Here is a 22,673-nt window from a genome sequence, read left to right as displayed (position 1 = left end):
CGCGCGGCCATGAATCTTCATGCGGTATGGGCGATCTATCGGGTGGAGATGGCGCGCGCCCTTCGCACTGTGCTGCAGAGCATCGTTTCGCCGGTCATTTCGACGTCGCTCTATTTCGTCGTCTTCGGTTCGGCCATCGGCTCGCGCATCACCGAGATCGACGGCATCAGCTACGGCGCCTTCATCGTACCGGGGCTGATCATGCTGTCGCTGCTGACGCAATCGATCTCCAACGCCTCCTTCGCCATCTATTTTCCGAAATTCGTCGGCTCGATCTACGAATTGCTGTCCGCGCCGGTGTCCTATCTGGAGATCGTCATCGCCTATGTCGGGGGCGCGGCGACAAAGTCGATCGTGCTTGGCCTGATCATCCTGGCGACGGCCTCGCTGTTCGTGCCGCTGACGATCGAGCATCCGTTCTGGATGCTCGCCTTCCTGGTGCTGACGGCGGTGACCTTCAGCCTGTTCGGCTTTATCATCGGCATCTGGGCGAAGAGCTTCGAGCAGCTGCAGCTGGTGCCGCTGCTGATCATCACGCCGCTGACCTTCCTCGGCGGCAGCTTCTATTCGATCAACATGCTGCCCGGCATCTGGCGCACGGTGACGCTGTTCAACCCGGTGGTCTACCTGGTCAGTGGGTTCCGCTGGAGCTTCTACGGCAAGTCCGACGTTTCGGTCGGCGTCAGCCTCGGCATGACGGTGGTCTTCCTGCTCATCTGCATAGCGATCGTCGCCTGGATCTTCAGGACCGGCTACCGGCTGCGCAACTGATCGAACGGGCCTCGTCCAGGCGAAGCAGCCTTATCGATCGACCTTTCCTTGCCGAAGGCGACATACGCCCGATGCCTGGAACCCGCGCTTGAATGCCTCGATCTTGCTTTTCATGCATTGTTATATATCATGTTATCGATGTTCATGGGATGAATTGACCTATGGAAGACGTCATACGATCGCTTGGCTTCCTGTGCCTGGGCAGCAGGCTGAAGCGTATAGGCGAGCAACTGCAAGCGGAGGCGCAGCGCCTGCTCGACAGGCTGGATGTCCCGGTTCAGGCGAGCCAATACCCGCTGCTGGCCGCGCTCGACAGACTGGGTCCGCTGTCGGTCGGGGAACTGGCGCAATCCCTTGGCATCGCGCAGCCAGGCGTAACGCGAAGCGTCTCGCTTCTGGCCGGATTGGGACTGCTCGAGGTCAGTCCGTCGACCGATGACCAGCGGCGCAGGATCGTCTCGCTTACTCGGGACGGCCGGCGGCTGGTCGATGTCGCAAAGCGCGACGTCTGGCCTTGCATCGAGAACGTGGTCGCGGATTTGTGCGCAGGTTTTTCGGGGCCACTTCTTGAGCAGCTGGCTGCCATCGAGGACGGCCTCGCCGCTGCCCCTCTCGACCGTCGTGTAAATAAGCCTGAGGGTGCCGCGCAATGAGACATCTGCTCGACCGCCCTATCTGGAGCGCGCTTCAGACGCGACATCGGGCCTTCGCGGAGGGTGACAACCTCGCCATGCGATATCGGCCGTCGATCGTCCCTTTCGCCGCCACTGGCGCGGACGACCCGGAAAGCCTGCGGGCGCTCGAAAAGCTTGTCTCCCCGGGCGAGAGTGTGATCCTGCTTCAAGCGGACGCGATTGCTCTGCCCACCGGGCTTTCCGCGACTTCGACCGCAGCCGGGGTTCAGATGATCGCCGAGCAGCCATTGCAGATCGTCTCCGACCCGCGCGTGCATCGTCTGACCCGAGACGATGCTGCTGAGATGCTCGCCCTGGCATTGCTCACCAAGCCTGGCCCATTCACGCTCGAAGCCTTGAGCCTGGGCGATTTTTGGGGTGTGAAAATCGAGGGCAGGCTTGCGGCAATGGCCGGCGAGCGCATGAAGCAACCTGGCTATACCGAACTCAGCGGGGTGTGCTCACATCCGGAATTTCGCGGCGGTGGCCTGGGCAAGCTGCTGTCCCTATTCGTGGCAAACCGGATAGTGGCGCGCGGCGAAGTTCCCTATCTCCACGCCTATGCCAGCAACGCCGCGGCCATAGCGTTATACGAGTCCATCGGCTTCAGGTTGCGAAGCACAATGAATGTCGCCGTGGCTCAGCGCAGCGAATGATTAGTCGGCGCCTGATGCGCAGCATGGATGCATCCCGTATCGGAAGGAAGGATTTCGTATGGCCGAAATCCTTCCTTGAGACTGCAAGACCTTGCTGCGTGTCAGACCGCGATCTTGCCGCCGCCTTGCCTGGTGATGGCAACGACCGCCGGGCGCACCGGCATGTCCGGCTTGAAGTCGGGCCAGCGCGTCGACAAATCCTCATAGTAGGACGGACGGCCGAAAGCCTCCCAGTCCTCGCCGCCGTCGCCCGGATGCTGGACGGCAACGAAGGCGGTCTGGTCGTCCGGCGCAAACAGGGGACCGCACATTTCGGCGCCGATCGGCACGCGGAAGAACAGCTTTGATGTCGCCCGTGCCGTCCCCTCCGTATCGACAGCCCACAGACCATCGGTGCGGCCGGTGGCTTTCGGGCCTTGGCCGTCGGTGGCGACCCAGAGGCGGCCGGCCGAATCGACCGCGCAATTATCCGGCATGCCGAACCAGCCATTGGCGGTGGTTGCGGTCGAGAAGGTGGCGCCGACGTCGGCCACAGCGGGATCGCCGCATTTCAGCAGGATTTCCCACCTGCCCTTTGTCGCGGTGAAATCACCGCCGTCCTCGACGATCTCGATGATGTGGCCAAAGGCATTTTCGGCACGCGGGTTGGCGGCGTCGACCTGGTCGGCCTTGCGCTTCGAATTGTTGGTCAGCATGACATAGACCCTGCCGTTGGTGGCATTGGGCTGGATGTCTTCCGGACGGTCCATCTTGGTGGCGCCGAGCAGGTCGGCGGCGCGGCGCGTCTCGATCAGCACGTCGGCCTGGCTGGCAAAGCCGTTCTCCGCCGTCAGCGGCCCTTGGCCGAAGACGATCGGCAGCCACTCGACCGAACCGTCGTCGGCAAACTTGGCGACATGCAAGGTGCCGTCGTCGAGCAAATCCATGTTGGCGGCGCGGTCGTCCGGATCGAACTTGCCTGTGGTGACGAACTTATAGACATAGTCGAAGCGCTCGTCGTCGCCGAGATAGAAGACGACACGGCCATCCTTGGCGACGATTGATTCGGCGCCCTCATGCTTGAAGCGCCCCATCGCGGTGCGCTTCCTCGGCGCCGAAGTCGGATCCTGGACGTCGACCTCGACGATCCAGCCGAAGCGGTTCGGCTCGTTCGGCTCCTTGCCGATGTCGAAACGGTCGTAATGCGCTGCCCATTCATAGGCACCTTCGGGAATGCCGAGGCGCTTGTAATTGGCGGCTTCCTTATGCCCCTGCGGCAGCTCGCCCGAGAAATAGCCGTGGATGTTCTCCTCGGCCATGACATAGGTGCCCCATGGCGTGACGCCGCCGGCGCAATTGTTGATGGTGCCGATGATCTTCGTGCCGGTCGGATCGGCGCTGGTCTTGACGCGGTCGTGGCCGGCGACCGGGCCGGAGAGCGCGATCTCGGTGTTGGAGGTGATGCGGCGGTTGAGCTTGCCGTCGCGAACGACCTGCCATTTGCCTGATACCTTGCGTATCTCGACGATAGTGCCGCCATGCGCCGTCATCTCGACGTCGACTTGTTCCTTGCTGAGGGGCGCCTGCTTGGCCTTGCCGTCGACGATGGTGACGAGGCCCGGAAACATCAGGTGCGGATTGGTGTATTCGTGGTTGACCACCAGCAGGCCGTGCTCGGCCGAGCCGTCGATCGGGATATAGCCGACATAGTCGTTGTTGTAGCCGAATTGTCTGGCCTGGGCTTCCGCCGACTGTTTTGTCGGATCGAATTCCGGCGAATCGGCGAACAGCGGATCGCCCCAGCGCAGCAGTACATCGGCGTCATAGCCGGGTGCGACGTGATGCTTGTCGTCGATGCCGGCCTCGAGCTCGTCAAAAGCGAAGGCGGAGCCTTCGGCGGCGCGGGCATTGTCGGCGGTGATCAGCGCCAGCGGGCTGACGGTAGCGGCTATGGCCGAGACGGCAAGCGAGCCCTTGAGGAAGCCCCGGCGCGAGAACCGCGCGGCGATGATCTCACCCATGGTGCGGTTGTTGGTGGGATTGGCTCCTGGCCCATCATTTTCCTCGAGCACGCTGGTGCGGAAATGGGCGTCAGGGGAGCGATGTTCGGTCATAGTGGGCCTGCCTCTGGCTGGATGGATTGCTGGAGCGTGTTGCCTGGCCAATCCGGTATCGCCGGCAGGTCACAGTTTGATGACATGCCGGCTAATTACCATCTGCGATTTCGTGTCCAACATCGGGCCCGCTTGACCGCGACCGGCGCTTCGGAAACAAGAGCTGCGGCAGGCGCGTAGGGACACATCGGGAGAGAACAAAAGTGAGTTTCTGGGGACTTGGGCAGCTCTGCGTTTCGACGGTAATCTTCCTGCTGGCGGCGATGGCCGCAAAACAGTGGGGGCTGGCGCCGAGCCTCGGCAAGATTGTGCTGACGTTGGCGCTCTATTCGCTGGGCAATCTGATCATGCTGAGGCTGATCCGTGAATTCGGCATGTCGGTGTCGTTCAGCCTGTCGGCGGTGATCCAGCTGGTGTCGGTGAATGTGGTGGCGCTGGTCTTCTTCGGCGAGCGCGTCAATGCCTTACAGGCAACCGGCATCGTGCTTGCCATCGCAGCTGTGGCGCTGATCACGCTCGGGCCCTATCTGCAAAGGCTGTAACTGCGATCGGGCCGATGAAGAAGATTGCAAGCAGACTGCGCAACTGGCTGGAGTTCCCGGTTCTGCTGGCCGGGCTGGTCATTGCCGGCGGGCTGTGGGGGTTCGAGGAGCTGATGGAGCTGGCGCGGGCCACCACGCCGCATGCCTTCGACACCGAAATCCTGCTTGCCTTCCGCAAGGCCGGGCAGCCCGACAATCCGATCGGACCGGCGTGGCTGGAAGGGGCGATGCGCGACATCACCAGCCTCGGCAGCGCCAGCGTACTGGTGGTGATCACGGCAGCAATGATCGTCTACCTGCTCCTTATCCGCAGGCCAGGCGCGGCGCTTCTCATGTTCGTCGCGGTAGCGGGCGGCCAGCTCCTGTCAAGCGTGCTGAAATTCGACATCGACCGGCCGCGCCCTGATCTGGTCTCGCATCTCGCCGATGTGGCATCGCTTTCGTTTCCGAGCGGCCACGCCATGCTGTCGGCGGTGACATATTTGACGCTGGGCAGCATGGCGGCGCGGTTTTTGCCCGGGCGGACAACGAAGATCTATGTACTCGGGCTGGCGGTGCTGACGACGGTGGTGGTCGGCATCAGCCGCATCTATCTCGGCGTCCACTGGCCGTCCGACGTATTGGCCGGCTGGTGCGCCGGCTTTGCCTGGGCGATGCTGTGCTGGCTTGCGGCACGGTTCCTGCAGCGATGGCTTGGGCGGGCCGACGGCACCTGACTCAAATCAGCCTGTTGATCAGGCCATGACCGCAGCCTGCCAGCAGGAAAACCATCGACAGCAAGGCTGTCGAGGTCGCCAACGCTTTGAATATCTTCACCCGCTCATCCTTTTGAAGTCGTGCCTGTGAAATCGGGATCGCAGTGGATGTCCCGCCAAACGATGCCGAGGTTTGTAGCATGACAGCGCATCGGCTGGCAAAGAGTGCTGCATGTTTGGAGGCAGACCATCAATCCTTGGTGCAGGAAGACGTCGCCGACCGCGCCAGCGCAGGAACTTCATCCTCGACTGTTCGGCGGTGCCGTTCTTCGATTCAACGGCGGCCAATGTCATCGAGGGTGCGGCCCACAAGGCGAGCCGCGCCGGCGTTCGCTTCATTATATCAGGCGCTTCGCCGCAGATACGCCGCATGCTGATCAACCACGGCGTCAAGCGGCCGCTGGTGACTTATGCCGCCTCGATCAAGGATCGCGGGCGCAGCTGAAGAAAGCCGCGCCCGCCGCCTGAGCCGATGGCTGGCTTAGTCGAGGCCCAATGCCGCGATCTCGCCGTCGTTCATCAGCGGCACGAAGATTGTCGACTTGCCGTCGGTGCCGATGTCGGCGCTGCCCGGTTTGAACGTCGCAACCGCTTGCGGCGTGCCGCCGGCTTTGTAGCGGTAGAGCGTGCCGGTCATATACGCGGTGGCGTAGATGCTGCCGCCGATGGCAACGACGCCATCGAGGTTGGCAAACTTTTCCGCGCCGGGCAGTGGCGAAACGGCCTTGGTAGCAAGATCGACCGAGAGCAGGCCGCCCGGCTCCGCGGTGCTGAAGTCGGGCTTGATGCCCTTGCCCCAGGAAGCGACGATCAGCCGGCCGCCATCGGCGAAGATGCCATTCGGCGAAGCAAGCGCCGCATCCCTGACGAACAGTTCGGGCCGGTCGCCGTCGATGCGATAGATCGTATCGGCAAGCATATCCGTGACGTAGATCTTGCCGGACGCGTCGGCGGTCACGTCGTTGAGGAAGACCGCGTTCGGCACGTCGATCGTCGATGTTAGCTTGCCGCTTGCGAGATCGACGACGCGCACATGGGTGAGGTCGGCGACGTAGAGTTTGCCGCCGACAATCGCCATGCCCTTGGGCGCGTCCATGCCGTCGGTCCAGTGTTGCGTGACTAGCTTGCCGTCCATCGACAGGATCGACAGATAGCCGTTGCCGTCGGCTTCGCCGGGATTGCCGACGATGTTCGAGACGATAACGCGCTGGCCGGCGGCGTCGAACAGCGCCGATTCAGGCTGCTCGAGGCCGCCGGTGCGCCAGAGTTCAGCGGCCTGAACTGCTGGCGCGGCCGCGATGCCGACCAGGGCGAGAAGTATCGAGGTGAAGAGGCTCTTCATGGCTAGTCTCCTGTAATGGACTGGCGGAGAGCTAGGCCTTTCGATACTTTTCGGGAAGATCTATCAGGACTAGTACCGAAGGCTGATACCAAATCGTGCAAAAGAGGTGCATCCCATGAACGGCCTGATCTTCGAAGCGCTGAAGCGGACGCTTAAGGCAAAGGGCATCACCTATCGCGTCCTTGCCGAGCGGATGGGTGTTTCCGAGCCGACGGTGAAGCGCATCTTCCACGAGCGCAACTGCAAGCTCGACCGGCTGATGGAGATCTGCACTGCCGCCGGCGTAGAGTTGGAGAACGTGCTCGGCTCTATGAACAGAGGACCAGGACCCGCCAACCAGATCGCGCCGGAGATCGAGCGCAAGCTCGCCGGGCGGCCGGCACTGCTGTTCGTCTTTGTCATGCTTTCCGAGAAATTCACGCCCGAAGGCATCATGCGCTCACAAGGGCTGAGCGAGGCTTCGATGTTCCTCTATCTGCGCGACCTCGAGGAACTCGGCCTGGTCGCGCTCGGTCGCGGCCTGTCGGCAAGGCTGCTGGTCGAGGCGCCGATCCAGTGGAATTTCGACGGGCCATTGCGGCCGCTGTTCGAGATGACCAACAAGAATTTCATCGGCTGGGCCATTACCCATCTTGAGCGCGAGGCGACGTTCGTCAGCTTCTCCAGGCGGATGCGGCCGGAAACGGCGGAAATGATCAAGCGCGAGGCTGAGGAATTGGCGGAGCGCGCCAAATTGCTTGCCCATCACGACCAGCACACGACGCCCGAAGACGGGCTGGTCGGTTACAAATGGACGTTCGCGTTCGGCGCAACGCCGTTCCCGGTGATCATGCCGATCGGGCCGCATCCGCGCGACGCAGGCGCACGGACGGACGATCGAGTTGCGGCTGCCGCAAACGGACGACGTCTGCCGGCCTAGGTCAAAATGCAGAACGACCGAGTCCTGGCTGTTGGCGGCAGCCAGTCTGACTGAGCTTCTCACCCCTGAGTATCGGCCGCAAACCGGTTCTCAGAGCGTCCCTTGCTCAACCACAAGATCGAGCGGCTATTCCGCGGTCTTGTTCGCCGCCACCTTGTCATCCCAGACCATCTGCCGGTAGTCGAAGCCGTATTCCAGCGTCGGCTTGACGATGCGGAAATAGGGCGACAGGTCAAAGTCGCGCGGCGTGTAGAGCGAGTGGTGGCGGATGTGCAGGATTTCCTTGCGCGAATAGCTCGACTGGGCCGAAGCACGGCCGGGCGCCCGGGTAATCTCGGGCAGGATCGGGTAGCGGATCCGGCCGTATGCCTCGGCGATCAGCGACGAGCAGATGGCGCGCGTCGGGTCGCCGGAACCGAAAGCCAGCATGCGGCGGCGCCAACGCACCGGCACCGGCGGCGTCGGCAAGAAGTAGCGCAGCATGTCGAATATGTTCTTGAGATCGTATCTGAGACCGAGCCTGCCGATCATGAAGGCGACGACCGTGTCGCGGTCTTCGGGAGCCAGGCCGCTCGCCCGGCAGATGCGGGTGTTATAGCTGCGGTAGCGCGACAGCGGCACGGCGGTGCAGCCATCGCCAAGCGTGACCTCGATCAGGCGCCGCCGCTCCGAGCCGTCCTCGGGTTCCGGCAATGCATCGCCGACATAGAAGGCGGCATGCGACCAGGTCGACTGGGTGAGGTATTTGATCGCCGCCGAGATCTTCTGGTTGCCTTCGATGAGCAGGATGTCGCCGGGCTCGAGCGTGCGGCGCAGCGTTTCAGCGTCCGACGGCGTGTAAGGCTCGTAGCCGGACGATTCCTCCTGCAGCCGGCCGGCAAGCCAGCGGCCAAGTCGGTCCAGAAGCGTGTCGCCGGGCTCGGTCATGCCAGACGGCGATTACCACAGGGCGGCAAATTAGACCATGATCAGCCCACGCCAGGCGCGCCGGCGTCTTCGTGCTGCGGTGCCGCTGTGAGATCTTCGCGCACCTTGCGGGCGAGCTTCCTCGTCGAGCGCTTCGGACTGTCGCCGAAAAGCTCGGCCGCCTCGGCGAGGCAGGTCTTTTTCAGGCCCTTTTCCGAGCGCTTCAGCAGCTTGGCAAGCAACCGCGTCTCCTCAGGGGGGCCGAGCGGTTGGTCCTCGGCATCTATAAGCGCGCGCATGACGAACACATCGTGGAGCTCGCCAAGCCGCTCGCCCAATTCGTCGACGGCCTTGCGCCGCGTCTTGATCGGCGTCGGCCACAGCCTGCCAAGCAGCGACAGGTGCATGCCATGCGTCTTGGCCGCCTTGCGCAGATCGTGAAAGTCATCGGCTTCGCCGCGCGAAGCCGCCTTGTCCAGCGCTTTCCTGGCGCGGCGCAAAGTGGTGCGCGCGCCTTCGGCGAGCACGTCGGCAGCCTGCTCCGGCTGGTCGGGCAGAGCGAGCTTGTCGATCCGGGCGACACCTTCCTCGCAAGCGGAAATCGCCGCGCCTATCGCAGCATCGAGGCCTGCTCCGCCATGCAGTTCATGCTGGCGCGCGACGAGCCTGTCACGCACGGCACCGAGGCCATCGCCGGCACTTTGCTCGGGAAAGCTTGCCGCCAGCCGGTCGATTGTTTCCACCAGTGCGGTCGCCTCGCGCGGGCCGGCAAGCAGGGCCGCCACCTGGCGGTAGCACTGATTCTCCGTCACGCAGAATGTTTCATCTCCGGAACGGACAAGGCGCAGCAAGGCGCGGACGTTCTTCAGCCGTTTGCGGCATTTGTGCAGCCCCTGTTCGGGCCTGTCACGCGCGGCGTCCAGATGGACAAGCGCCTTGCCGATCTCCTCGGCGAAGATGCGCCTGACCTCTCCGGTCAGCGACATGCGCGGATCGATACGAAAGCTCATGCGACGATCTCCGGAATCCCCCCAAGGGCGAGCGACGCGTTGTAAAATCTTGGCTCGCCGGTGACTTCACGGCCGAGCCAATGTGGCAGCATTTCGTCCTGTACATCATCCGGCGTCTCGAGCTCGGCGATCACCAACCCCGCAAGCGTCCCGCCGAAGACATCGACTTCGTAGCGATAGCCGCGGTGTCTAACATGGTGGCGTGTCTTCTCGATGACATGTCCGATGGCAAAGGCCTGCATCTCCTGCGCCTCCGCCAAAGGTACCGGATATTCGAATTCATCGCGCTCGCGTGCCTGGCTGCCGAACTTGAGCGTCAGCTTGGCGGCCGCATCGTTGCTGATGCGCACACGCACCGTGCGGCTGGGTTCGGCGACTAGATAGAATTGACGGATATGAATGTCCGCCTCGACCATTGCCCGCCATTCCTCACCTGAGACCAGGAACTTACGCTCGATTTCCTTGCCCATGGCCAGGCACTAAAGCGCGCACGGCCAGAGTTGGCAAGCCGCTTGACCGCACTTGACTTTAATCATTCGATTGATTAAATTGTTGGCCATGATCAAATCGCCCAGCGCCAGCGGCCTTCCTCATGAGGCGCCCAAGACCGCCGCGGATATGACGCGGACGGCACTCGTGCGCGCGGCGCTGAAGCTGTTCGGACGCCAGGGTTTCGACGGCACGTCAACGCGCCAGATCGCGGCTGAGGCCAAGGCCAATATCGGCTCGATCGCCTATCATTTCGGCGGCAAGGAAGGGCTCCGCAACGCCGCGGCCGACTACATCGTCGACACCATCCAGACCGTTGCCGGCCAGGCGATCGGCAATCTGCAAGCGCCGGCCGCGGCATTGGCGGACACCGAGGCCGCGCGGGCACATTTGGCCGTCGCACTGGAGCGGATGGTCGCCTTCATCGCGGCAAGGCCGGAAGCCGGCGAGATTGTACAGTTCGTCCTGCGTGAGCTGTCGCATCCAACCGCCGCGCTCGACCGTATCTATGATGGCGTGTTCGAACCGGCGCATCACCGACTCTGCCTGATCTGGGAACAGGCCACGGGCGAGCCGGCCGAGAGCGAGCGCACTAAACTCACCGTATTTACGCTGATCGGCCAGGTCGTCTATTTCCGCATCGGCCGCGAGGCAGTTATGCGCCGGATGGGCTGGCGCGAGATCGGCGACGACGAGGCCGGCAAGATCGCGGCAACAATAACCGACAATCTCAGCGCGATTTTAGCTCGGCGCGATTTGGCTGTCCGGAAGGATCGTGGATCATGAGCCTGCTCTGTTCTTTGCCGTTTGCCGCCCAGCTTTTCAGCGCCTGCGCGCCGGCAGCACCGCTCGCCGTCGGCTACGTCGAGGGCGACTACGTCCTGCTCGCGCCGATCGAGGTGGCGCAGGTCGAGACGATTGCGGTCAAGCGCGGCGACCGCGTCGCGCCCGGCACGCCGGTGGTGACGCTGGAAAACGCCGACGCCAAGATCGCCATCGCACAAGCCGAGGCGGCCCTTGCGCAGGCCCAGGCGCAACTTGCCGACCTACAGGTCGGCAAGCGGCCGGAAGAGATTGCGGTGCTCAAGGCGCAGGTCGACATGGCCAAGGCGCAAGCCGCCGACGCCAAACGCCGTTACATCCGCGCCAGCGATCTGTTCAAACGCGGCACCGGCACACAGGCCGACTACGACACGGCTTCCGCGACGCTGGAGACGGCCAACGCGCAGGTCGGCCAGGCGGAGGCCAATCTCGCGGTCGGCGGCCTGCCGGCACGGCCCGAGACTATCAAGGCCGCCGACAATCAGGTCAGGCAGGCGCAATCGGCGCTGGAGCAAGCGCAATGGCGGCTGTCGAAGCGCGTGCTGACGGCGCCTTCGCCCGGCCGGGTCAACGACGTGATCCGCAATCCCGGCGATACGGCCGGGCCGACGGCACCGGTTATCTCGATACTGCCGGACGGCGCGGTGAAGCTCAGCGTCTATGTGCCGGAAAGCGCGTTCTCCTCGGTCGACGTCGGCACGCTGCTCAACGTCCATTGCGACGGCTGCGGGTCGGGCGTGAAGGCACGCGTCAGCTATGTGTCGCCCGATCCGGAATTCACGCCGCCGGTGATCTACTCGCTCGAGACCCGGCAAAAGCTGGTCTATCTGGTCGAAGCGCGGCCGGAGGGCGACGCCAGCGCCTTGCAGCCCGGGCAGATCGTCGACGTCGATCTGGCGGACATCGGAAAATGAACGTCATCGACGTGCACGGCCTGGTCAAACGCTTTGGCGACAAGACCGTCGTCGATCATGTGACTATGGCTGTGGCCGAGGGCGAGATCGTCGGCTTCCTCGGGCCGAACGGCTCGGGCAAGACGACGACCATCCGCATCATGTGCGGCTTGCTGACGCCGGATGAGGGCGAAGGCACGGTTCTGGGCTTCGACATCCGCACCGACAGCCTGCGGATCAAACGCGAAGTCGGCTACATGACGCAGAGATTCTCGTTCTACGAAGATCTGACGATCGGCGAGAATCTCGAATTCGTGGCACGGCTGTACCGGCTGAAGCCGCTCGACGAGCACGTGGCTAAGACGCTTGAGGAGCTCGGCCTGAAATCGCGCAGGAACCAGTTGGCCGGTACCCTGTCCGGCGGCTGGAAGCAGCGGCTGGCGCTGGCCGCCTGCATCATGCACAAGCCGAAACTGCTGCTGCTCGATGAACCGACGGCGGGCGTCGACCCGAAAGCGCGACGCGAATTCTGGGACGAGATCCACCGGCTGGCGAGCGGCGGCCTGACCGTGCTGGTCTCCACCCATTACATGGATGAGGCCGAGCGCTGCCATCGCATCAGTTACATCTCCTACGGCAAGATGCTGGCCACCGGCACGGTCGAGGACGTGGTGAGGAATGCCGGGCTGACCACCTTCGTCCTGCAAGGTCCGCGGCTCGATCAGGTCGCTGCCGCACTTCATGGCCGCCCCGGCGTCGACCAGGTGGCGCCGTTCGGCGCGACGCTGCATGTCGTCGGCTCCGACAGGACGGCACTTCAGGCAGCGCTCGCCGATGTCGAGAAAGAGCACGAGGGCGTTACGGTGACGCCCGGCGAGACCAGCCTGGAGGATGTGTTCATCCAGTTCATGTCCGGTTCGAAGGACAACATGGGATGAAAAATGGGATAAACAGCATCTTTTCGTTCGCCAGGCTAGGCGCGCTGCTGATCAAGGAGTTCATCCAGATGCGGCGCGACCGCATCACCTTCGCCATGATGCTCGGCGTGCCGTTGATGCAGCTGGTGCTGTTCGGCTATGCCATCAACAACGATCCGAAGAGCCTGCCGGCAGCGCTGGTGGCGATGAGCAGCGATTCTTACACACGAGCCATGGTTTCGGCGCTGCAGACCACCGGCTATTACCGCTTCGACCACGTCGCGCAAAGTGCCGCCGAAGCCGAATTCCTGATGGCGCGCGGCGACGTCGCCTTCGTCGTCACCATTCCCGCCGATTTTGCCCGGCGGGTCGAGCGCGGCGACAGCCCGCAGATTCTGATCGAGGCGGATGCGACCGATCCGGCCGTCGCCAGCGGCGCCATCTCGACGCTCGGCACCGTCGCCAACCAGGCGCTGCTCAGGGCACGCGGCATGCAGGAAACGGCGGCCGAGGCTGCCCGGGGCCAGCTCCAGGTGGTGGTGCACCGGCGCTACAATCCGGAAGCCGTCTCGCAATACAACATCGTGCCCGGCCTGCTCGGCGTCATCCTGCAGATGACGATGGTGATGATGACCTCGATCGCGCTGACGCGCGAGACCGAGCGCGGCACGATGGAGAACCTTCTGGCGATGCCGTCAAGCCCGCTCGAGATCATGCTGGGCAAGGTGCTGCCCTATCTGGCGGTCGGCGCCGTGCAGGTGCTGGTGGTGCTGGCAGCCTCGAAGCTTCTGTTTGCCATCCCCTTCACCGGATCGATGTCGCTGCTGTTGACGGCGGTCCTTATCTTCGTCTTGGCGCTGGTGCTGCTCGGCTACACGATCTCGACGATCGCCCGCACGCAAATGCAGGCCCTGCAGCTCACTTTCTTCTTCTTCTTGCCGTCGATCATGCTGTCCGGCTTCATGTTCCCCTATCGCGGCATGCCGGACTGGGCGCAGGTCTTTGGCGAGGTGCTGCCGCTGACGCATTTCCTGCGCATCATCCGCGCGGTGATGCTGAAGGGCGCCGAACTGCCGGCGGTGGCAACGGAAATCGGCTGGCTGGTGGTGTTCGTGGCGCTGTTCGCCGGTATTGCGCTGGTGCGGTTCCGCCGGACGCTGGATTAGGGTCGAACTCGATCCGCTTGTCCAAATGATCGAGATTCACACGGACTTGGCCTGGCCCGGGACCGGTGTCAATTCAGGCGCATTGAGCCCTTCGAAGGGATCGCGCCAGGCGTCGATTTCTTCGAGTTGAAGATACCAGCGACTGACAGAGGGATAGTCATCGAGCGGCAATCGGGCGACATCGTTGAAGGGCAGAAATGTCGCCATTCGAAAGTCGGCATAGGAAACCGAAGCGCCGACCAGCCATTCTCGCTGGGAAAGCTCGGCATCAAGTATGGCAGCGGCCGTGCGGAAGTCGCTCAGGCCCTCCTCAACCCGCGCCTGATCTATCGGGCCGAGCCCATAGCGCTGTTTGGTCCCGCGTTCGAAATGCACGACATCGCAGGCTCTTGCGAAGTTCTCTTTCCCCCAACTCAGCCATCGGATCATCTCGGGCTCGTCGTCGCCAGCGCGCCAGAAATCCGAATGCATATCGCGCGAAAGCCGACAGGCTATGGCGTCGGCCTCCCAGAGGCTTTTTCCCGAACCTATAAGGATGGGCAATGAAAGATTTGGATTGAGCGGCCGAAATCGCTCGGCCTGGCCCGTAGCGAAGGGAGAGGCGAATTCAAACTCGACCTTGGCGTTGAGATACCGTGCCACCGCGACCGCGAGGCGAGGATTGGGATTGCGGCTGAAGAACAGTTTCATTGATCTCAGTCTTTGAAGGGTACCGGTTCGACCGGGTGCAACGGACGCTTGAGCACCTCGAATCGGCACATGAGCTGGAACTGGTTGCTATCCTAGCCGGCAGCAATGATCTCGGCATAGGTGCTGAGATCGACATTGCCGCCGGAGAGCACCACGGCAATGCATTTGCCGGCAAGGTCGATTTCGCCTGACGACAGCGCGGCCAAGCCGACGCAACCGCCAGGTTCGACCACCAGCTTCAGACAAGCCATCGCGTCGCGCATCGCCTGTGTCACCGCGCTGTCGGAAACGGCGATGGCGCCGGCGAGATTCTTGCGGTTGATTTCGAAAGTGATCGCGCCGGGCTCGGCGACGAGAAGGGCATCGCAGATCGAGGTGTGGCCGGGCGCGTTCGATACCCTGGCGCCTTTGATCAGCGAACGGCGTGTGTCGTCGAAATGCTCGGGTTCCACGGCCCAGACGGCGGTGCCCGGCGAGGCGTCCTTGACCGCGATCGAAATGCCGCTGCTCAAGCCGCCACCGCCGCAGGGAACCACCACCGCATCGAGGCTGACGCCAAGCGCGTTTGCTTGGCGCATCAATTCGAGGCCGACCGTGCCCTGGCCGGCGATGATAGCCGGATCGTCGTAGGGCGGCACCAGGACCATGCCGTTTTCCACGTAAGAACGGACGACGGCAGTGCGATCGTCGCGGACCCGGTCGAAGGTGATCACTTCGGCGCCCATCTTCCTGACATTGCCGACCTTCATCGCCGGCGCGTCGGTAGGCATGGCGATTACGGCCTTGACGCCGAACATCCCCGCCGCGGCGGCGACGCCTTGCGCGTGATTACCCGACGAGAAGGCGACGACGCCGCGGGCGCGTTCTTCCGCCGAGAGCGAGGAGAGCTTGTTGTATGCACCGCGGAACTTGAACGAGCCGGTGCGCTGCAACGTCTCCGGCTTGAACAGGATCCTGGCGCCGAAGCGATTGTTCAACTCCGGCGATTCGATCAGCGGCGTTTCGACGATCCGTCCGGACAATCGCGCTGCTGCGCTGTGAATATCGGCGATGCCGGGAGGGGTGGTCATGGCTAGGTCCTACAAGAGATGAGACCGCCTATGCTGCACGGAAAGGGAGGCGGCGCACCAAGGAAAAAATGTGACCGTTACAATTCGTCCTTGGAGGCAGGAGAGTGGGGCGTGACTGTCCCCACCGCCTCCTCGGCCCTCTGCCATGCATTCGCCGCTTCAGTCGACAAATCGTTGTCGATTGACCGGCATAGCCTGCCGCTCCTCACCCCAACAGCGTCTTTTGCCGTTTGGGGCCGCCCATCTTGCGCCACGTGTTGAAGCGGTGGGTGGCGGCGGCGAAGGAGATCTTCATCTGCTGGGCAACCGAATAGCGCGACTTGCCCTCGTCGAACAGGCGATAGCAGCACTCGACACCCTCCTCGGTCAACTTGCCGTCGGGAGCCTTGTTGTGCGGATTGGCGGGATCAAATTTTTCGACCTGCTGCTCGACTAGGCCTTTCAGGCGCTGCAGATCCGCCTCAATATTAGCGATAAGATCGAGAACCGGTTTGGGATCAAACAGCTGCTGTTTTTCCGGCATCTGCGGCGTTCCTTTCTCTTGGTTGAGATTCGGTTATATAAGTGAACGTTTGCCGATAGCAACGGCGATGTGTTCGGGATTTTGAAGCCTGTACCTTTTGAGCATGAGTGGAGCGCACACGATTGACCGGCGACGTGCGAGGCCCTAGTTTAGAACTGTTCTAAACTGGGGTGAATTTCTCATGCTTTCCCGCGTTTTCGGCTTCGGCCGCCGTCCCTTTGAATCGCTCTCGGAACAGGAGATTCTGGCGCTCGCCATCTCCTCCGAGGAGGATGACGGGCGCATCTATCGCGCCTATGCCGACGGGCTGGCGGAGAGCTTTCCGCAATCGGCCAAGGTGTTCGAGGAGATGGCGGAGGAGGAGGACGGCCATCGCGATTCGCTGATCGAGCTTTACCGCAAGCGTTTCGGCGAGCGCATACCGCTGATCCGGCGCGAACATGTGAAGGGCTATTACGAACGCAAGCCGGACTGGCTGGTGAGGCCGCTCGGCATCGATCATGTGCGCAGCCAAGCCGAGGCCATGGAGCGGCAGGCCTACCTGTTCTATATCGAGGCGGCCAAACGCACAGGCGATGCGTCGACGCGAAAGCTGCTCGACGACCTGGCCATCGCAGAACAGGGCCACGAGACACTGGCGCAGCGGCTGGAGCAAAAGCATGTGCCGGGCGCGGTCAAGGACGAAGAAACGGCAGCCGAGCAGCGCCAGTTCATCCTGACCTATGTCCAACCGGGGCTGGCCGGGCTGATGGATGGCTCGGTGTCGACGCTGGCGCCGATCTTTGCCGCCGCCTTTGCCACGCATGATACGTTCCAGACCTTTCTGGTCGGGCTTGCCGCCTCGATCGGCGCTGGCATCTCGATGGGTTTCACCGAGGTGGCTTCCGACGACGGCAAATTATCGGGCCGCGGCTCGCCGGCAAAACGCGGGCTGACCGTCGGCGTCATGACGACGCTGGGCGGGCTCGGCCATGCGCTGCCCTATCTAATCCCGCTTTTTTGGACGGCGACCATTGTCGCCGCCGTGGTGGTTTTCTTCGAGCTGTGGGCGATCGCCTTCGTGCAGAACCGCTACATGCAGACGCCATTCTGGCGCGCCGCCTTCCAGGTGGTGCTGGGTGGCGCGCTGGTGTTTGCGGCAGGGGTGCTGATCGGGAATGCCTAACAGTCCTTAACCATTTACCGCCTGGCTGTCCTGAGGCGCCTCGGCGCGTTCGGTCAGGCCGTAATCGCGCACGACATGGGCGATGCGCAAACGATAGTCCGCAAAGATACCGCCGCGCCCGGCCTTCTGCGCCTGCCGATGTTCCTGCGTGTTGCGCCAGGCCTTCACCGCGTCCTCGTCGCGCCAGAAGGACAGCGACAGGATGCGGTTCGGATCGGCAAGGCTCTGGAAGCGCTCGATCGACAGGAAACCGTCGATGCCGTCGAGCAGTGGGCGCAGGTCGGCGGCGATGCCGAGATAGGCATCGCGCTTGCCCGCCGCCGGCTCGACCTCGAAGATGACGGCGATCATGGCTTCACCAAAGGAGCATGCGGCCCGGAGGCCAGCTTGAGGAAGATGCGGTCCTCCTTCAGAATGAATTTTTCCCGTCGGGCGAACTCGTAGTTCGCCTTGCCGGCGGGATCGGCGGCGAGCCGGGCGCGGTAGGCTTCGTAGGCCGCAAGACTGTCGATGTTGTAGGCGGCATAAGCCGTGTTGGCCGAGCCTTCGTGCGGCGCGAAATAGCCGATCAGATCGGCGCCGCAGCGCGGGATCGCCTGCCCCCAATTGCGTGCATATTCCTCGAACGCCGCCTTGCCGAACGGATCGATCTCGTAGCGGATGAAGCAGGTGATGGTCATTTTCGCCTCCTTGGCGGTGGATGTTATCTTGCGGTCACAGTTCGAGCCGGATCGAAACGTTCCGAAGGTCGATATGCTAGGCAAATCCCTCGCTGATCATGCCTGCCAGAACGATTTCGCGCATTCGCGGCGGACGTCTTCAGGTGTCAGGCCAAGGTCACGCAGCAGATGATCGTCGATCTCGGCGAGGTCGAGACGCTGCAAATGACGGTCGTACCACCGCTTCAGGAGCCGCAGCCGCAAGCGGCGCAAGACAATGAACGGGAACGGCCGGCGAGCAGGCGCGGCGCTGAGAATGGTCCTTGCAGGCATCGTTGTCTCCTTGATTTGCATCGAGACTAATGCTTTATCTGACGAGGATGCTTCGATGAGGAACGAACTATGCGCGAAGGACCTGACATAGCCCGAATTGCCAGCCTGGTGGGCGATCCGGCGCGGGCAAACATGTTGTCCGCACTGATGGGCGGCACGGCACTGACGGCGAGCGAACTGGCACTCGAAGCCGGGGTGTCGCTTCCGACAGCGAGCTCGCATCTGTCGAAGCTGATGGAAGGCGGGCTGCTGACACTGGCGAGCCAGGGGCGGCACCGCTATTACGGCCTCGCAGGCCCGCAGGTGGCGGGAATGATCGAAGCCATCACCGGCGTCGCCGCTGCGGTCGGACCGCAGAGGGTGCGACCCGGCCCTCGCGACGCGGCCATGCGCGTGGCGCGGGTCTGCTACGACCACCTCGCCGGCGAGCAGGCGGTGGCGATGCTGGACCGTCTTGTGGCTCGACAAGCGCTCCTGCGCGACGACAAGGTGATCCAGCTTGGGCCGTCGGCCGCCTCGCATTTCGCCGCGATCGGCATCGACATCCATACCAAAGCGCGGCGACCGGTGTGCCGCGCCTGCCTCGACTGGAGCGTGAGGCGCTCGCACCTCGCCGGCACGCTGGGCGCCGCCATTCTCGACAAGATCCTCGCCGAGAAATGGGCCCGGCGCGAGAAGGACAGCCGTGCCGTGATCTTTTCACCGGTAGGCAAGCAGGCCTTCGAGACGACGTTTCTCGCCTGACGGCTCGCTTCAATGCGCTAGAACGGTTCGTCGTTTCACGGAAACGCCGAACCGCTGTAACTTTTTGTTTTGAAGCATGTCGTTGTCGCAAACCGCTGCACATTTTTGCGCGACATGCATTAGCCGCGCTTGAGCGGCTTGGCCTGCTTGAAAAAATCCGCCCAGGGATCGGCTTGCCCGAGCCGCTTCAGCGTCGTCTTGTCGCCGATCGGAAAGGCGTTCGGCGGCAATCCGGCCTCGATTTCCGCCCAGGTCACTGGCATCGATATCGTGGCGCCTTTTTTGGCGCGCGACGAATAAGGCGCAACCGTGGTGGCGCCGCGGCCGTTGCGCAGATAATCGACGAAAATCTTGCCCGTGCGCGCCTTCTTCGACAGCGTCGCCGTGTAGCGGTCGGGTGCGGCTTGCTCGAGCGCTCGGGCGAACTCATGGGCGAAGCCTTTGACCTCGTCCCAGTCCGCCGACGGCTTCAGCGGGACGAGGACATGATAGCCCTTGCCGCCCGAGGTCTTGACGAAATTAGGCAGGGACAGTTCGTCGAGCCGGCTGCGGATATCGAGCGCCGCGGCACGCACTGCCTTCACGTCGACACCCTCGTCGGGATCGAGATCGAAGATGATCTGGTCGGGTTTTTCCAGTTCGTCCGTGGTCGAGCCCCAGATGTGGATCTCGACGACGCCGAGCTGCACCAGGGCCACGACACCGTCGAAATCGCGGATGAACAATATCTCCTCGCCGTCGGTGGGATCCTTCATCACTGCGATCTTGTCGTGCATGCCGGCCGAGGCATGTTTTTGGAAGAACCGTTGGCCGCCAACGCCGTCCGGCGCCCGCACGAGGCTGAGCGGCCGGTTGATGACGAATTGCTTCATGCGCGGCCAGACCAGCGCGTAGTGATCAACCAGATCCTGCTTCGATACGTTCTCCTCGGGCCACAGAAGCTTGTCGGGGCGGGACAGTGTAACCGAGGTTTTCGCCGCGCCGGCGGGTTCGGCGGGCTTTGGCCTCGGCTCGGCCGTGGCTGAGCGTGCTTTCGGTTTCTCCTGCACGACTTCCTCCGCCGGCTTGTCCTCGCGCAATCCCTGGAACGACGCGTGGCGTATTATACGGTCCGACGTCCAACTGCGAAACTCCACTTCGCCGACAAGTTCGGGCTTGACCCAGACCAGCCCCTTGCCCCTTGGCACCGCCCTGTCGAAGGGCGAGGTTGTCGTCTTCAGCGCATCAAGCCTCTTCTTCAGCTCGTTGGTGCTTTTGGCCGTGAAGCCGGTGCCGACGCGGCCGGCATAGCGCAGCTTGCCGCCCTCGTGATAGCCAACCAGCAGCGAGCGCAGGCCGCGCCCGGTCTTGTCCGACGGCATATAGCCGCCGATGACGAATTCCTGGCGCGCCGTGCATTTCGACTTCACCCACGAGGGAACACGACCGCTGCGGTAGGGCGCATCGGCACGCTTGGAGACGACGCCTTCGAGCCCCAGCCGGCAAGCATGCTCCAGCATGATCTTGCCGGGCTCGGCAAAGTGGTCGCTGAAGCGCACGGCCTGATCCTCGGCCTGTCCGGCGAGCAAAGTGCGCAGCCTTTCCTTGCGCTCGACCAGCGGCTCGGAACGGATATCCTCACCGTTGAGACGCAACAGGTCGAAAACGTAGTAGATGAAACGATCCGTGCGGCCCGCCGACAGATCTTGCTGCAGCAGCGAGAATGACGAGACGCCGTTATCCGCCAGCACGACGATTTCGCCGTCGATGATCGCATCGGTGCATTTCAGGCCGCCAAGTGCCGCGACAATTGCGCCACCGAATTTGTCGGTCCAGTCGAGGCCGGCGCGTGTCAAAAGCCGCACCTCGGTGCCGGCAAGCTGCGACTGCATGCGATAGCCGTCGAACTTCACCTCATGCAGCCAGTCCTTGCCGGGCGGCGCGTCCCGCTCCAGCGTTGCGAGCGCCGGTTCGATGAATTCGAGCCGCCTTGCCGCGACTGCCTTCTTGCCGGTAGCCGGCCTGTCGGACTGCCAGACCCTTGGCTTCTTGCCGTCGGCGGTCTTGCCTTCGCCGACCTCCTCGATGGTCAGGCCGGATTTCACCGATTGCGGCGCCTCCTGCAAAATGTCCTCGCCTGGACGCGCGGCGGCATCGTCGGATTTGATCAGCAACCAGTTGTCACGCTTTTCGCCCGGACGCGGCTTCAGCCGCACCAGATGCCATGCGCCATGCAATTTGTGGCCATGCAGTTCGAAACTGATATGGCCTTTCTTCATCGCCTTTGCCGGGTCGCCATCGGGGACCCAAGTTCCCTCATCCCAGACAATGACCGAGCCGCCGCCATATTGGTCCTTCGGGATGGTGCCTTCAAACGGCGCATAGTCGATCGGGTGGTCCTCGACATGCACGGCGAGCCGCTTTTCGTGCGGGTCGAGGCTCGGGCCTCGCGTCACCGCCCAGCTCCACAGCACGCCGCCGTGCTCGAGACGAAGGTCGTAGTGAAGCCTGGTGGCGGCATGCTTGTGGATGACGAAGATGCCACCCGGCACGGCTTTCTTGCCGCGCGAAACCTTGCCGGCTGGTTCGGCCGTCTTCTTGAAATTGCGCTTGGCGTGATACTGCTCGAGGCTGGCCATGGGCGGATCCTAAGCAGATTTGCGCCGGGCGGCTTTGGACTTGGCGCCTTTTGCCGGGCGTCCGGTCTTTGCCGGCGCACCGGCTTCCGACGAAAGGCTCTTCTTCAGCGCATCGAAGAGGTTGACGACGTTGGAGGGCCGTGGTTCCGCCTTGGTCTTCGGTGCCTTCTTGCCGGCCTTCTTGGCGCGGACCAGCTCGATCAGGGCGTTTTCGTATTTGTCCTCGAATTCGGAAGGATCGAACTTCGCCTGTTTGTCATCGACGATGTGTTCGGCCAGCCTGATCATCTCGGCGTCGGTCTTCACCGGCTTGATGTCGCCGAACACCATCTCGGGCCTGCGAACCGTATCGCCATAGCGCAGGGTCGTCAGCAGCAGACCCTTGCCCAACGGCTCAATGACCACCGGACGTTCGCGGCGATAGAGCACAATGCGGGCTAGCCCCGCCGTCTTCTTGGCGGCCATGGCGTCGCGGATGACGGCGAAGGCCTCTTCCGAGACCTCGTCCGCAGGCGTCACATAATAGGGCGCATCGAGATAGATCTGCTGGATCGAGGATTTTTCGATGAAACCATCGAGGCTCATCGTATGCGAGGAGTCGATCAGCACGGCTTCGATCTCCTCCTCCTCGATTTGGACGAAGTCGCCGTCGCCGATCTCGTAGCCCTTGATCTCGTCGCCTTCATCGAGCGGCTTGCCGCTTGCCGAATCGACATAGACGCGCTTGACGGTATTGCCGGTCTTGCGGTTGAGCACGCGGAACGAGACTTTCTCGGCCTGGGTGACGACATTGGTCAGTTCGACGGCGCAAGTGACCAGCGAAAGCTTGAGATACCCTCTCCAGGCCGGGCGCGGCGCCATGACAAACTCCCTGCGCGACAATGTTCAACCGAGAACGGGCAAAGTCCGTTCCGGT

The 22,673-nt window shown here is 62.9% G+C and carries 25 protein-coding genes and 1 pseudogene; 13 read left to right on the top strand and 13 right to left on the bottom strand.

Annotated features, from left to right (window positions below; translation table 11 throughout):
* Window positions 1-9 precede the first annotated feature (9 nt).
* The 3 genes from NKI17_RS04560 to NKI17_RS04550 all read left to right on the top strand — a co-directional run bounded on the left by NKI17_RS04560 (window position 10) and on the right by NKI17_RS04550 (window position 2,101).
* The gene (locus NKI17_RS04560; RefSeq protein ID WP_352451914.1) at window positions 10-771 is read left to right on the top strand and encodes an ABC transporter permease; all 762 of its coding nucleotides are present in this window, start codon (window positions 10-12) and stop codon (window positions 769-771) included.
* Window positions 772-932: 161 nt separating this feature from the next.
* Window positions 933-1,424 carry a MarR family winged helix-turn-helix transcriptional regulator gene (locus NKI17_RS04555; RefSeq protein WP_023679020.1) on the top strand — a complete coding sequence of 164 codons (492 nt, stop codon included), beginning with the start codon at window positions 933-935 and terminating at the stop codon, window positions 1,422-1,424.
* Complete coding sequence (locus NKI17_RS04550; RefSeq protein ID WP_352575304.1) at window positions 1,421-2,101, top strand: GNAT family N-acetyltransferase; 681 nt, start codon at window positions 1,421-1,423, stop codon at window positions 2,099-2,101. Before NKI17_RS04555 ends, NKI17_RS04550 begins: the two co-directional genes overlap by 4 nt.
* A gap of 101 nt (window positions 2,102-2,202) precedes the next feature.
* On the opposite strand, the gene NKI17_RS04545 is transcribed toward NKI17_RS04550, so the two are convergent.
* Window positions 2,203-4,194, bottom strand: coding sequence for a PhoX family protein (locus tag NKI17_RS04545; protein ID WP_352636239.1), 1,992 nt, complete (start codon window positions 4,192-4,194; stop codon window positions 2,203-2,205).
* A gap of 203 nt (window positions 4,195-4,397) precedes the next feature.
* Between NKI17_RS04545 and NKI17_RS04540 the strand changes: the two genes are divergently transcribed.
* The 3 genes and pseudogenes from NKI17_RS04540 to NKI17_RS04530 form a co-directional block, all read left to right on the top strand.
* The gene (locus tag NKI17_RS04540) at window positions 4,398-4,736 is read left to right on the top strand and encodes a hypothetical protein (protein WP_023679017.1); all 339 of its coding nucleotides are present in this window, start codon (window positions 4,398-4,400) and stop codon (window positions 4,734-4,736) included.
* A 14-nt stretch (window positions 4,737-4,750) separates the two neighbouring features.
* Window positions 4,751-5,452: a phosphatase PAP2 family protein gene (locus NKI17_RS04535; protein ID WP_023679016.1), complete on the top strand. Its 702-nt coding sequence runs from the start codon at window positions 4,751-4,753 to the stop codon at window positions 5,450-5,452.
* 259 nt (window positions 5,453-5,711) lie between these two features.
* Window positions 5,712-5,936 (top strand): annotated as a pseudogene (locus tag NKI17_RS04530) (sodium-independent anion transporter); the annotation flags it as partial.
* A gap of 36 nt (window positions 5,937-5,972) precedes the next feature.
* On the opposite strand, the gene NKI17_RS04525 reads toward NKI17_RS04530, so the two are convergent.
* On the bottom strand, window positions 5,973-6,833 hold the full coding sequence (locus NKI17_RS04525; RefSeq protein WP_023679013.1) for an SMP-30/gluconolactonase/LRE family protein: 861 nt from the start codon (window positions 6,831-6,833) through the stop codon (window positions 5,973-5,975).
* A 115-nt stretch (window positions 6,834-6,948) separates the two neighbouring features.
* Here NKI17_RS04525 and NKI17_RS04520 point away from each other — a divergent pair, with 115 nt between their 5' ends.
* Window positions 6,949-7,752, top strand: a complete 804-nt coding sequence (locus NKI17_RS04520; RefSeq protein WP_352905442.1) for a helix-turn-helix domain-containing protein — start codon at window positions 6,949-6,951, stop codon at window positions 7,750-7,752.
* A gap of 126 nt (window positions 7,753-7,878) precedes the next feature.
* On the opposite strand, the gene NKI17_RS04515 is transcribed toward NKI17_RS04520, so the two are convergent.
* From NKI17_RS04515 to NKI17_RS04505, 3 genes are read right to left on the bottom strand one after another with little or no spacing between them, the layout of a single operon-like run.
* The gene (locus NKI17_RS04515) at window positions 7,879-8,679 is read right to left on the bottom strand and encodes a C40 family peptidase (protein WP_352571573.1); all 801 of its coding nucleotides are present in this window, start codon (window positions 8,677-8,679) and stop codon (window positions 7,879-7,881) included.
* A gap of 41 nt (window positions 8,680-8,720) precedes the next feature.
* Entirely contained in the window at window positions 8,721-9,668 is a 948-nt protein-coding gene (locus NKI17_RS04510) for a CHAD domain-containing protein (RefSeq protein ID WP_352571574.1), read from the bottom strand.
* Window positions 9,665-10,138, bottom strand: a complete 474-nt coding sequence (locus tag NKI17_RS04505) for a CYTH domain-containing protein (protein ID WP_023679010.1) — start codon at window positions 10,136-10,138, stop codon at window positions 9,665-9,667. Before NKI17_RS04505 ends, NKI17_RS04510 begins: the two co-directional genes overlap by 4 nt.
* Before the next feature lie 88 nt (window positions 10,139-10,226).
* On the opposite strand from NKI17_RS04505, the gene NKI17_RS04500 reads away from it, so the two are divergent.
* From NKI17_RS04500 to NKI17_RS04485, 4 genes are read left to right on the top strand one after another with little or no spacing between them, the layout of a single operon-like run.
* The gene (locus NKI17_RS04500) at window positions 10,227-10,943 is read left to right on the top strand and encodes a CerR family C-terminal domain-containing protein (protein ID WP_352571576.1); all 717 of its coding nucleotides are present in this window, start codon (window positions 10,227-10,229) and stop codon (window positions 10,941-10,943) included.
* A complete protein-coding gene (locus NKI17_RS04495) occupies window positions 10,940-11,893 on the top strand; it encodes an HlyD family secretion protein (RefSeq protein WP_352571577.1) in 954 nt (317 codons plus the stop codon). The genes NKI17_RS04500 and NKI17_RS04495 overlap by 4 nt, the downstream gene beginning before the upstream one ends.
* Complete coding sequence (locus tag NKI17_RS04490) at window positions 11,890-12,810, top strand: ABC transporter ATP-binding protein (RefSeq protein WP_352619961.1); 921 nt, start codon at window positions 11,890-11,892, stop codon at window positions 12,808-12,810. Before NKI17_RS04495 ends, NKI17_RS04490 begins: the two co-directional genes overlap by 4 nt.
* 8 nt (window positions 12,811-12,818) lie before the next feature.
* Complete coding sequence (locus NKI17_RS04485; protein ID WP_352905539.1) at window positions 12,819-13,955, top strand: ABC transporter permease; 1,137 nt, start codon at window positions 12,819-12,821, stop codon at window positions 13,953-13,955.
* Window positions 13,956-13,991: 36 nt separating this feature from the next.
* Here NKI17_RS04485 and NKI17_RS04480 read toward each other — a convergent pair whose 3' ends face one another.
* The 3 genes from NKI17_RS04480 to NKI17_RS04470 form a co-directional block, all read right to left on the bottom strand.
* A complete protein-coding gene (locus NKI17_RS04480) occupies window positions 13,992-14,645 on the bottom strand; it encodes a glutathione S-transferase family protein (protein WP_352905441.1) in 654 nt (217 codons plus the stop codon).
* 92 nt (window positions 14,646-14,737) lie between these two features.
* Window positions 14,738-15,715, bottom strand: a complete 978-nt coding sequence (locus NKI17_RS04475) for a threonine ammonia-lyase (protein ID WP_352905440.1) — start codon at window positions 15,713-15,715, stop codon at window positions 14,738-14,740.
* A 205-nt stretch (window positions 15,716-15,920) separates the two neighbouring features.
* Window positions 15,921-16,238 carry a hypothetical protein gene (locus tag NKI17_RS04470; protein WP_023679003.1) on the bottom strand — a complete coding sequence of 106 codons (318 nt, stop codon included), beginning with the start codon at window positions 16,236-16,238 and terminating at the stop codon, window positions 15,921-15,923.
* Window positions 16,239-16,419: 181 nt separating this feature from the next.
* Between NKI17_RS04470 and mbfA the strand changes: the two genes are divergently transcribed.
* Window positions 16,420-17,403 carry an iron exporter MbfA gene (gene mbfA / locus NKI17_RS04465; RefSeq protein ID WP_352451856.1) on the top strand — a complete coding sequence of 328 codons (984 nt, stop codon included), beginning with the start codon at window positions 16,420-16,422 and terminating at the stop codon, window positions 17,401-17,403.
* Between the two features lie 6 nt (window positions 17,404-17,409).
* Here the strand turns inward: mbfA and NKI17_RS04460 are convergent, their stop codons facing one another.
* The 3 genes from NKI17_RS04460 to NKI17_RS04450 all read right to left on the bottom strand — a co-directional run bounded on the left by NKI17_RS04460 (window position 17,410) and on the right by NKI17_RS04450 (window position 18,395).
* Window positions 17,410-17,754 carry an antibiotic biosynthesis monooxygenase family protein gene (locus NKI17_RS04460; protein ID WP_352575316.1) on the bottom strand — a complete coding sequence of 115 codons (345 nt, stop codon included), beginning with the start codon at window positions 17,752-17,754 and terminating at the stop codon, window positions 17,410-17,412.
* On the bottom strand, window positions 17,751-18,083 hold the full coding sequence (locus NKI17_RS04455; RefSeq protein WP_352575317.1) for an NIPSNAP family protein: 333 nt from the start codon (window positions 18,081-18,083) through the stop codon (window positions 17,751-17,753). The genes NKI17_RS04460 and NKI17_RS04455 overlap by 4 nt, the downstream gene beginning before the upstream one ends.
* Before the next feature lie 96 nt (window positions 18,084-18,179).
* Window positions 18,180-18,395: a DUF1127 domain-containing protein gene (locus tag NKI17_RS04450; RefSeq protein WP_023678999.1), complete on the bottom strand. Its 216-nt coding sequence runs from the start codon at window positions 18,393-18,395 to the stop codon at window positions 18,180-18,182.
* Window positions 18,396-18,464: 69 nt separating this feature from the next.
* Here NKI17_RS04450 and NKI17_RS04445 point away from each other — a divergent pair, with 69 nt between their 5' ends.
* The gene (locus tag NKI17_RS04445; RefSeq protein WP_352620830.1) at window positions 18,465-19,139 is read left to right on the top strand and encodes an ArsR/SmtB family transcription factor; all 675 of its coding nucleotides are present in this window, start codon (window positions 18,465-18,467) and stop codon (window positions 19,137-19,139) included.
* A gap of 119 nt (window positions 19,140-19,258) precedes the next feature.
* Here the strand turns inward: NKI17_RS04445 and ligD are convergent, their stop codons facing one another.
* Both ligD and ku read right to left on the bottom strand, forming a co-directional pair.
* The gene (gene ligD, locus NKI17_RS04440; RefSeq protein ID WP_352620832.1) at window positions 19,259-21,757 is read right to left on the bottom strand and encodes a DNA ligase D; all 2,499 of its coding nucleotides are present in this window, start codon (window positions 21,755-21,757) and stop codon (window positions 19,259-19,261) included.
* Between the two features lie 9 nt (window positions 21,758-21,766).
* A complete protein-coding gene (gene ku, locus NKI17_RS04435; protein WP_352571585.1) occupies window positions 21,767-22,618 on the bottom strand; it encodes a non-homologous end joining protein Ku in 852 nt (283 codons plus the stop codon).
* Window positions 22,619-22,673: the final 55 nt, after the last annotated feature.

It is taken from the genome of Mesorhizobium sp. M0816, assembly GCF_040320005.1.
Taxonomy (GTDB): domain Bacteria; phylum Pseudomonadota; class Alphaproteobacteria; order Rhizobiales; family Rhizobiaceae; genus Mesorhizobium.
This window is presented reverse-complemented; position numbering and strand designations above follow the sequence as displayed.

Excerpts from the sequence above, each read along its gene's own strand:
- NKI17_RS04560 (WP_352451914.1), top strand. The coding sequence starts at position 10 with ATGAATCTTCATGCGGTATGGGCGATCTATCGGGTGGAGATGGCGCGC.
- NKI17_RS04555 (WP_023679020.1), top strand. The coding sequence starts at position 933 with ATGGAAGACGTCATACGATCGCTTGGCTTCCTGTGCCTGGGCAGCAGG.
- NKI17_RS04550 (WP_352575304.1), top strand. The coding sequence starts at position 1,421 with ATGAGACATCTGCTCGACCGCCCTATCTGGAGCGCGCTTCAGACGCGA.
- NKI17_RS04545 (WP_352636239.1), bottom strand. The coding sequence starts at position 4,194 with ATGACCGAACATCGCTCCCCTGACGCCCATTTCCGCACCAGCGTGCTC.
- NKI17_RS04535 (WP_023679016.1), top strand. The coding sequence starts at position 4,751 with ATGAAGAAGATTGCAAGCAGACTGCGCAACTGGCTGGAGTTCCCGGTT.
- NKI17_RS04525 (WP_023679013.1), bottom strand. The coding sequence starts at position 6,833 with ATGAAGAGCCTCTTCACCTCGATACTTCTCGCCCTGGTCGGCATCGCG.
- NKI17_RS04520 (WP_352905442.1), top strand. The coding sequence starts at position 6,949 with ATGAACGGCCTGATCTTCGAAGCGCTGAAGCGGACGCTTAAGGCAAAG.
- NKI17_RS04515 (WP_352571573.1), bottom strand. The coding sequence starts at position 8,679 with ATGACCGAGCCCGGCGACACGCTTCTGGACCGACTTGGCCGCTGGCTT.
- NKI17_RS04510 (WP_352571574.1), bottom strand. The coding sequence starts at position 9,668 with ATGAGCTTTCGTATCGATCCGCGCATGTCGCTGACCGGAGAGGTCAGG.
- NKI17_RS04505 (WP_023679010.1), bottom strand. The coding sequence starts at position 10,138 with ATGGGCAAGGAAATCGAGCGTAAGTTCCTGGTCTCAGGTGAGGAATGG.
- NKI17_RS04500 (WP_352571576.1), top strand. The coding sequence starts at position 10,227 with ATGATCAAATCGCCCAGCGCCAGCGGCCTTCCTCATGAGGCGCCCAAG.
- NKI17_RS04495 (WP_352571577.1), top strand. The coding sequence starts at position 10,940 with ATGAGCCTGCTCTGTTCTTTGCCGTTTGCCGCCCAGCTTTTCAGCGCC.
- NKI17_RS04490 (WP_352619961.1), top strand. The coding sequence starts at position 11,890 with ATGAACGTCATCGACGTGCACGGCCTGGTCAAACGCTTTGGCGACAAG.
- NKI17_RS04480 (WP_352905441.1), bottom strand. The coding sequence starts at position 14,645 with ATGAAACTGTTCTTCAGCCGCAATCCCAATCCTCGCCTCGCGGTCGCG.
- NKI17_RS04475 (WP_352905440.1), bottom strand. The coding sequence starts at position 15,715 with ATGACCACCCCTCCCGGCATCGCCGATATTCACAGCGCAGCAGCGCGA.
- NKI17_RS04470 (WP_023679003.1), bottom strand. The coding sequence starts at position 16,238 with ATGCCGGAAAAACAGCAGCTGTTTGATCCCAAACCGGTTCTCGATCTT.
- mbfA (WP_352451856.1), top strand. The coding sequence starts at position 16,420 with ATGCTTTCCCGCGTTTTCGGCTTCGGCCGCCGTCCCTTTGAATCGCTC.
- NKI17_RS04460 (WP_352575316.1), bottom strand. The coding sequence starts at position 17,754 with ATGATCGCCGTCATCTTCGAGGTCGAGCCGGCGGCGGGCAAGCGCGAT.
- NKI17_RS04455 (WP_352575317.1), bottom strand. The coding sequence starts at position 18,083 with ATGACCATCACCTGCTTCATCCGCTACGAGATCGATCCGTTCGGCAAG.
- NKI17_RS04450 (WP_023678999.1), bottom strand. The coding sequence starts at position 18,395 with ATGCCTGCAAGGACCATTCTCAGCGCCGCGCCTGCTCGCCGGCCGTTC.
- NKI17_RS04445 (WP_352620830.1), top strand. The coding sequence starts at position 18,465 with ATGCGCGAAGGACCTGACATAGCCCGAATTGCCAGCCTGGTGGGCGAT.
- ligD (WP_352620832.1), bottom strand. The coding sequence starts at position 21,757 with ATGGCCAGCCTCGAGCAGTATCACGCCAAGCGCAATTTCAAGAAGACG.
- ku (WP_352571585.1), bottom strand. The coding sequence starts at position 22,618 with ATGGCGCCGCGCCCGGCCTGGAGAGGGTATCTCAAGCTTTCGCTGGTC.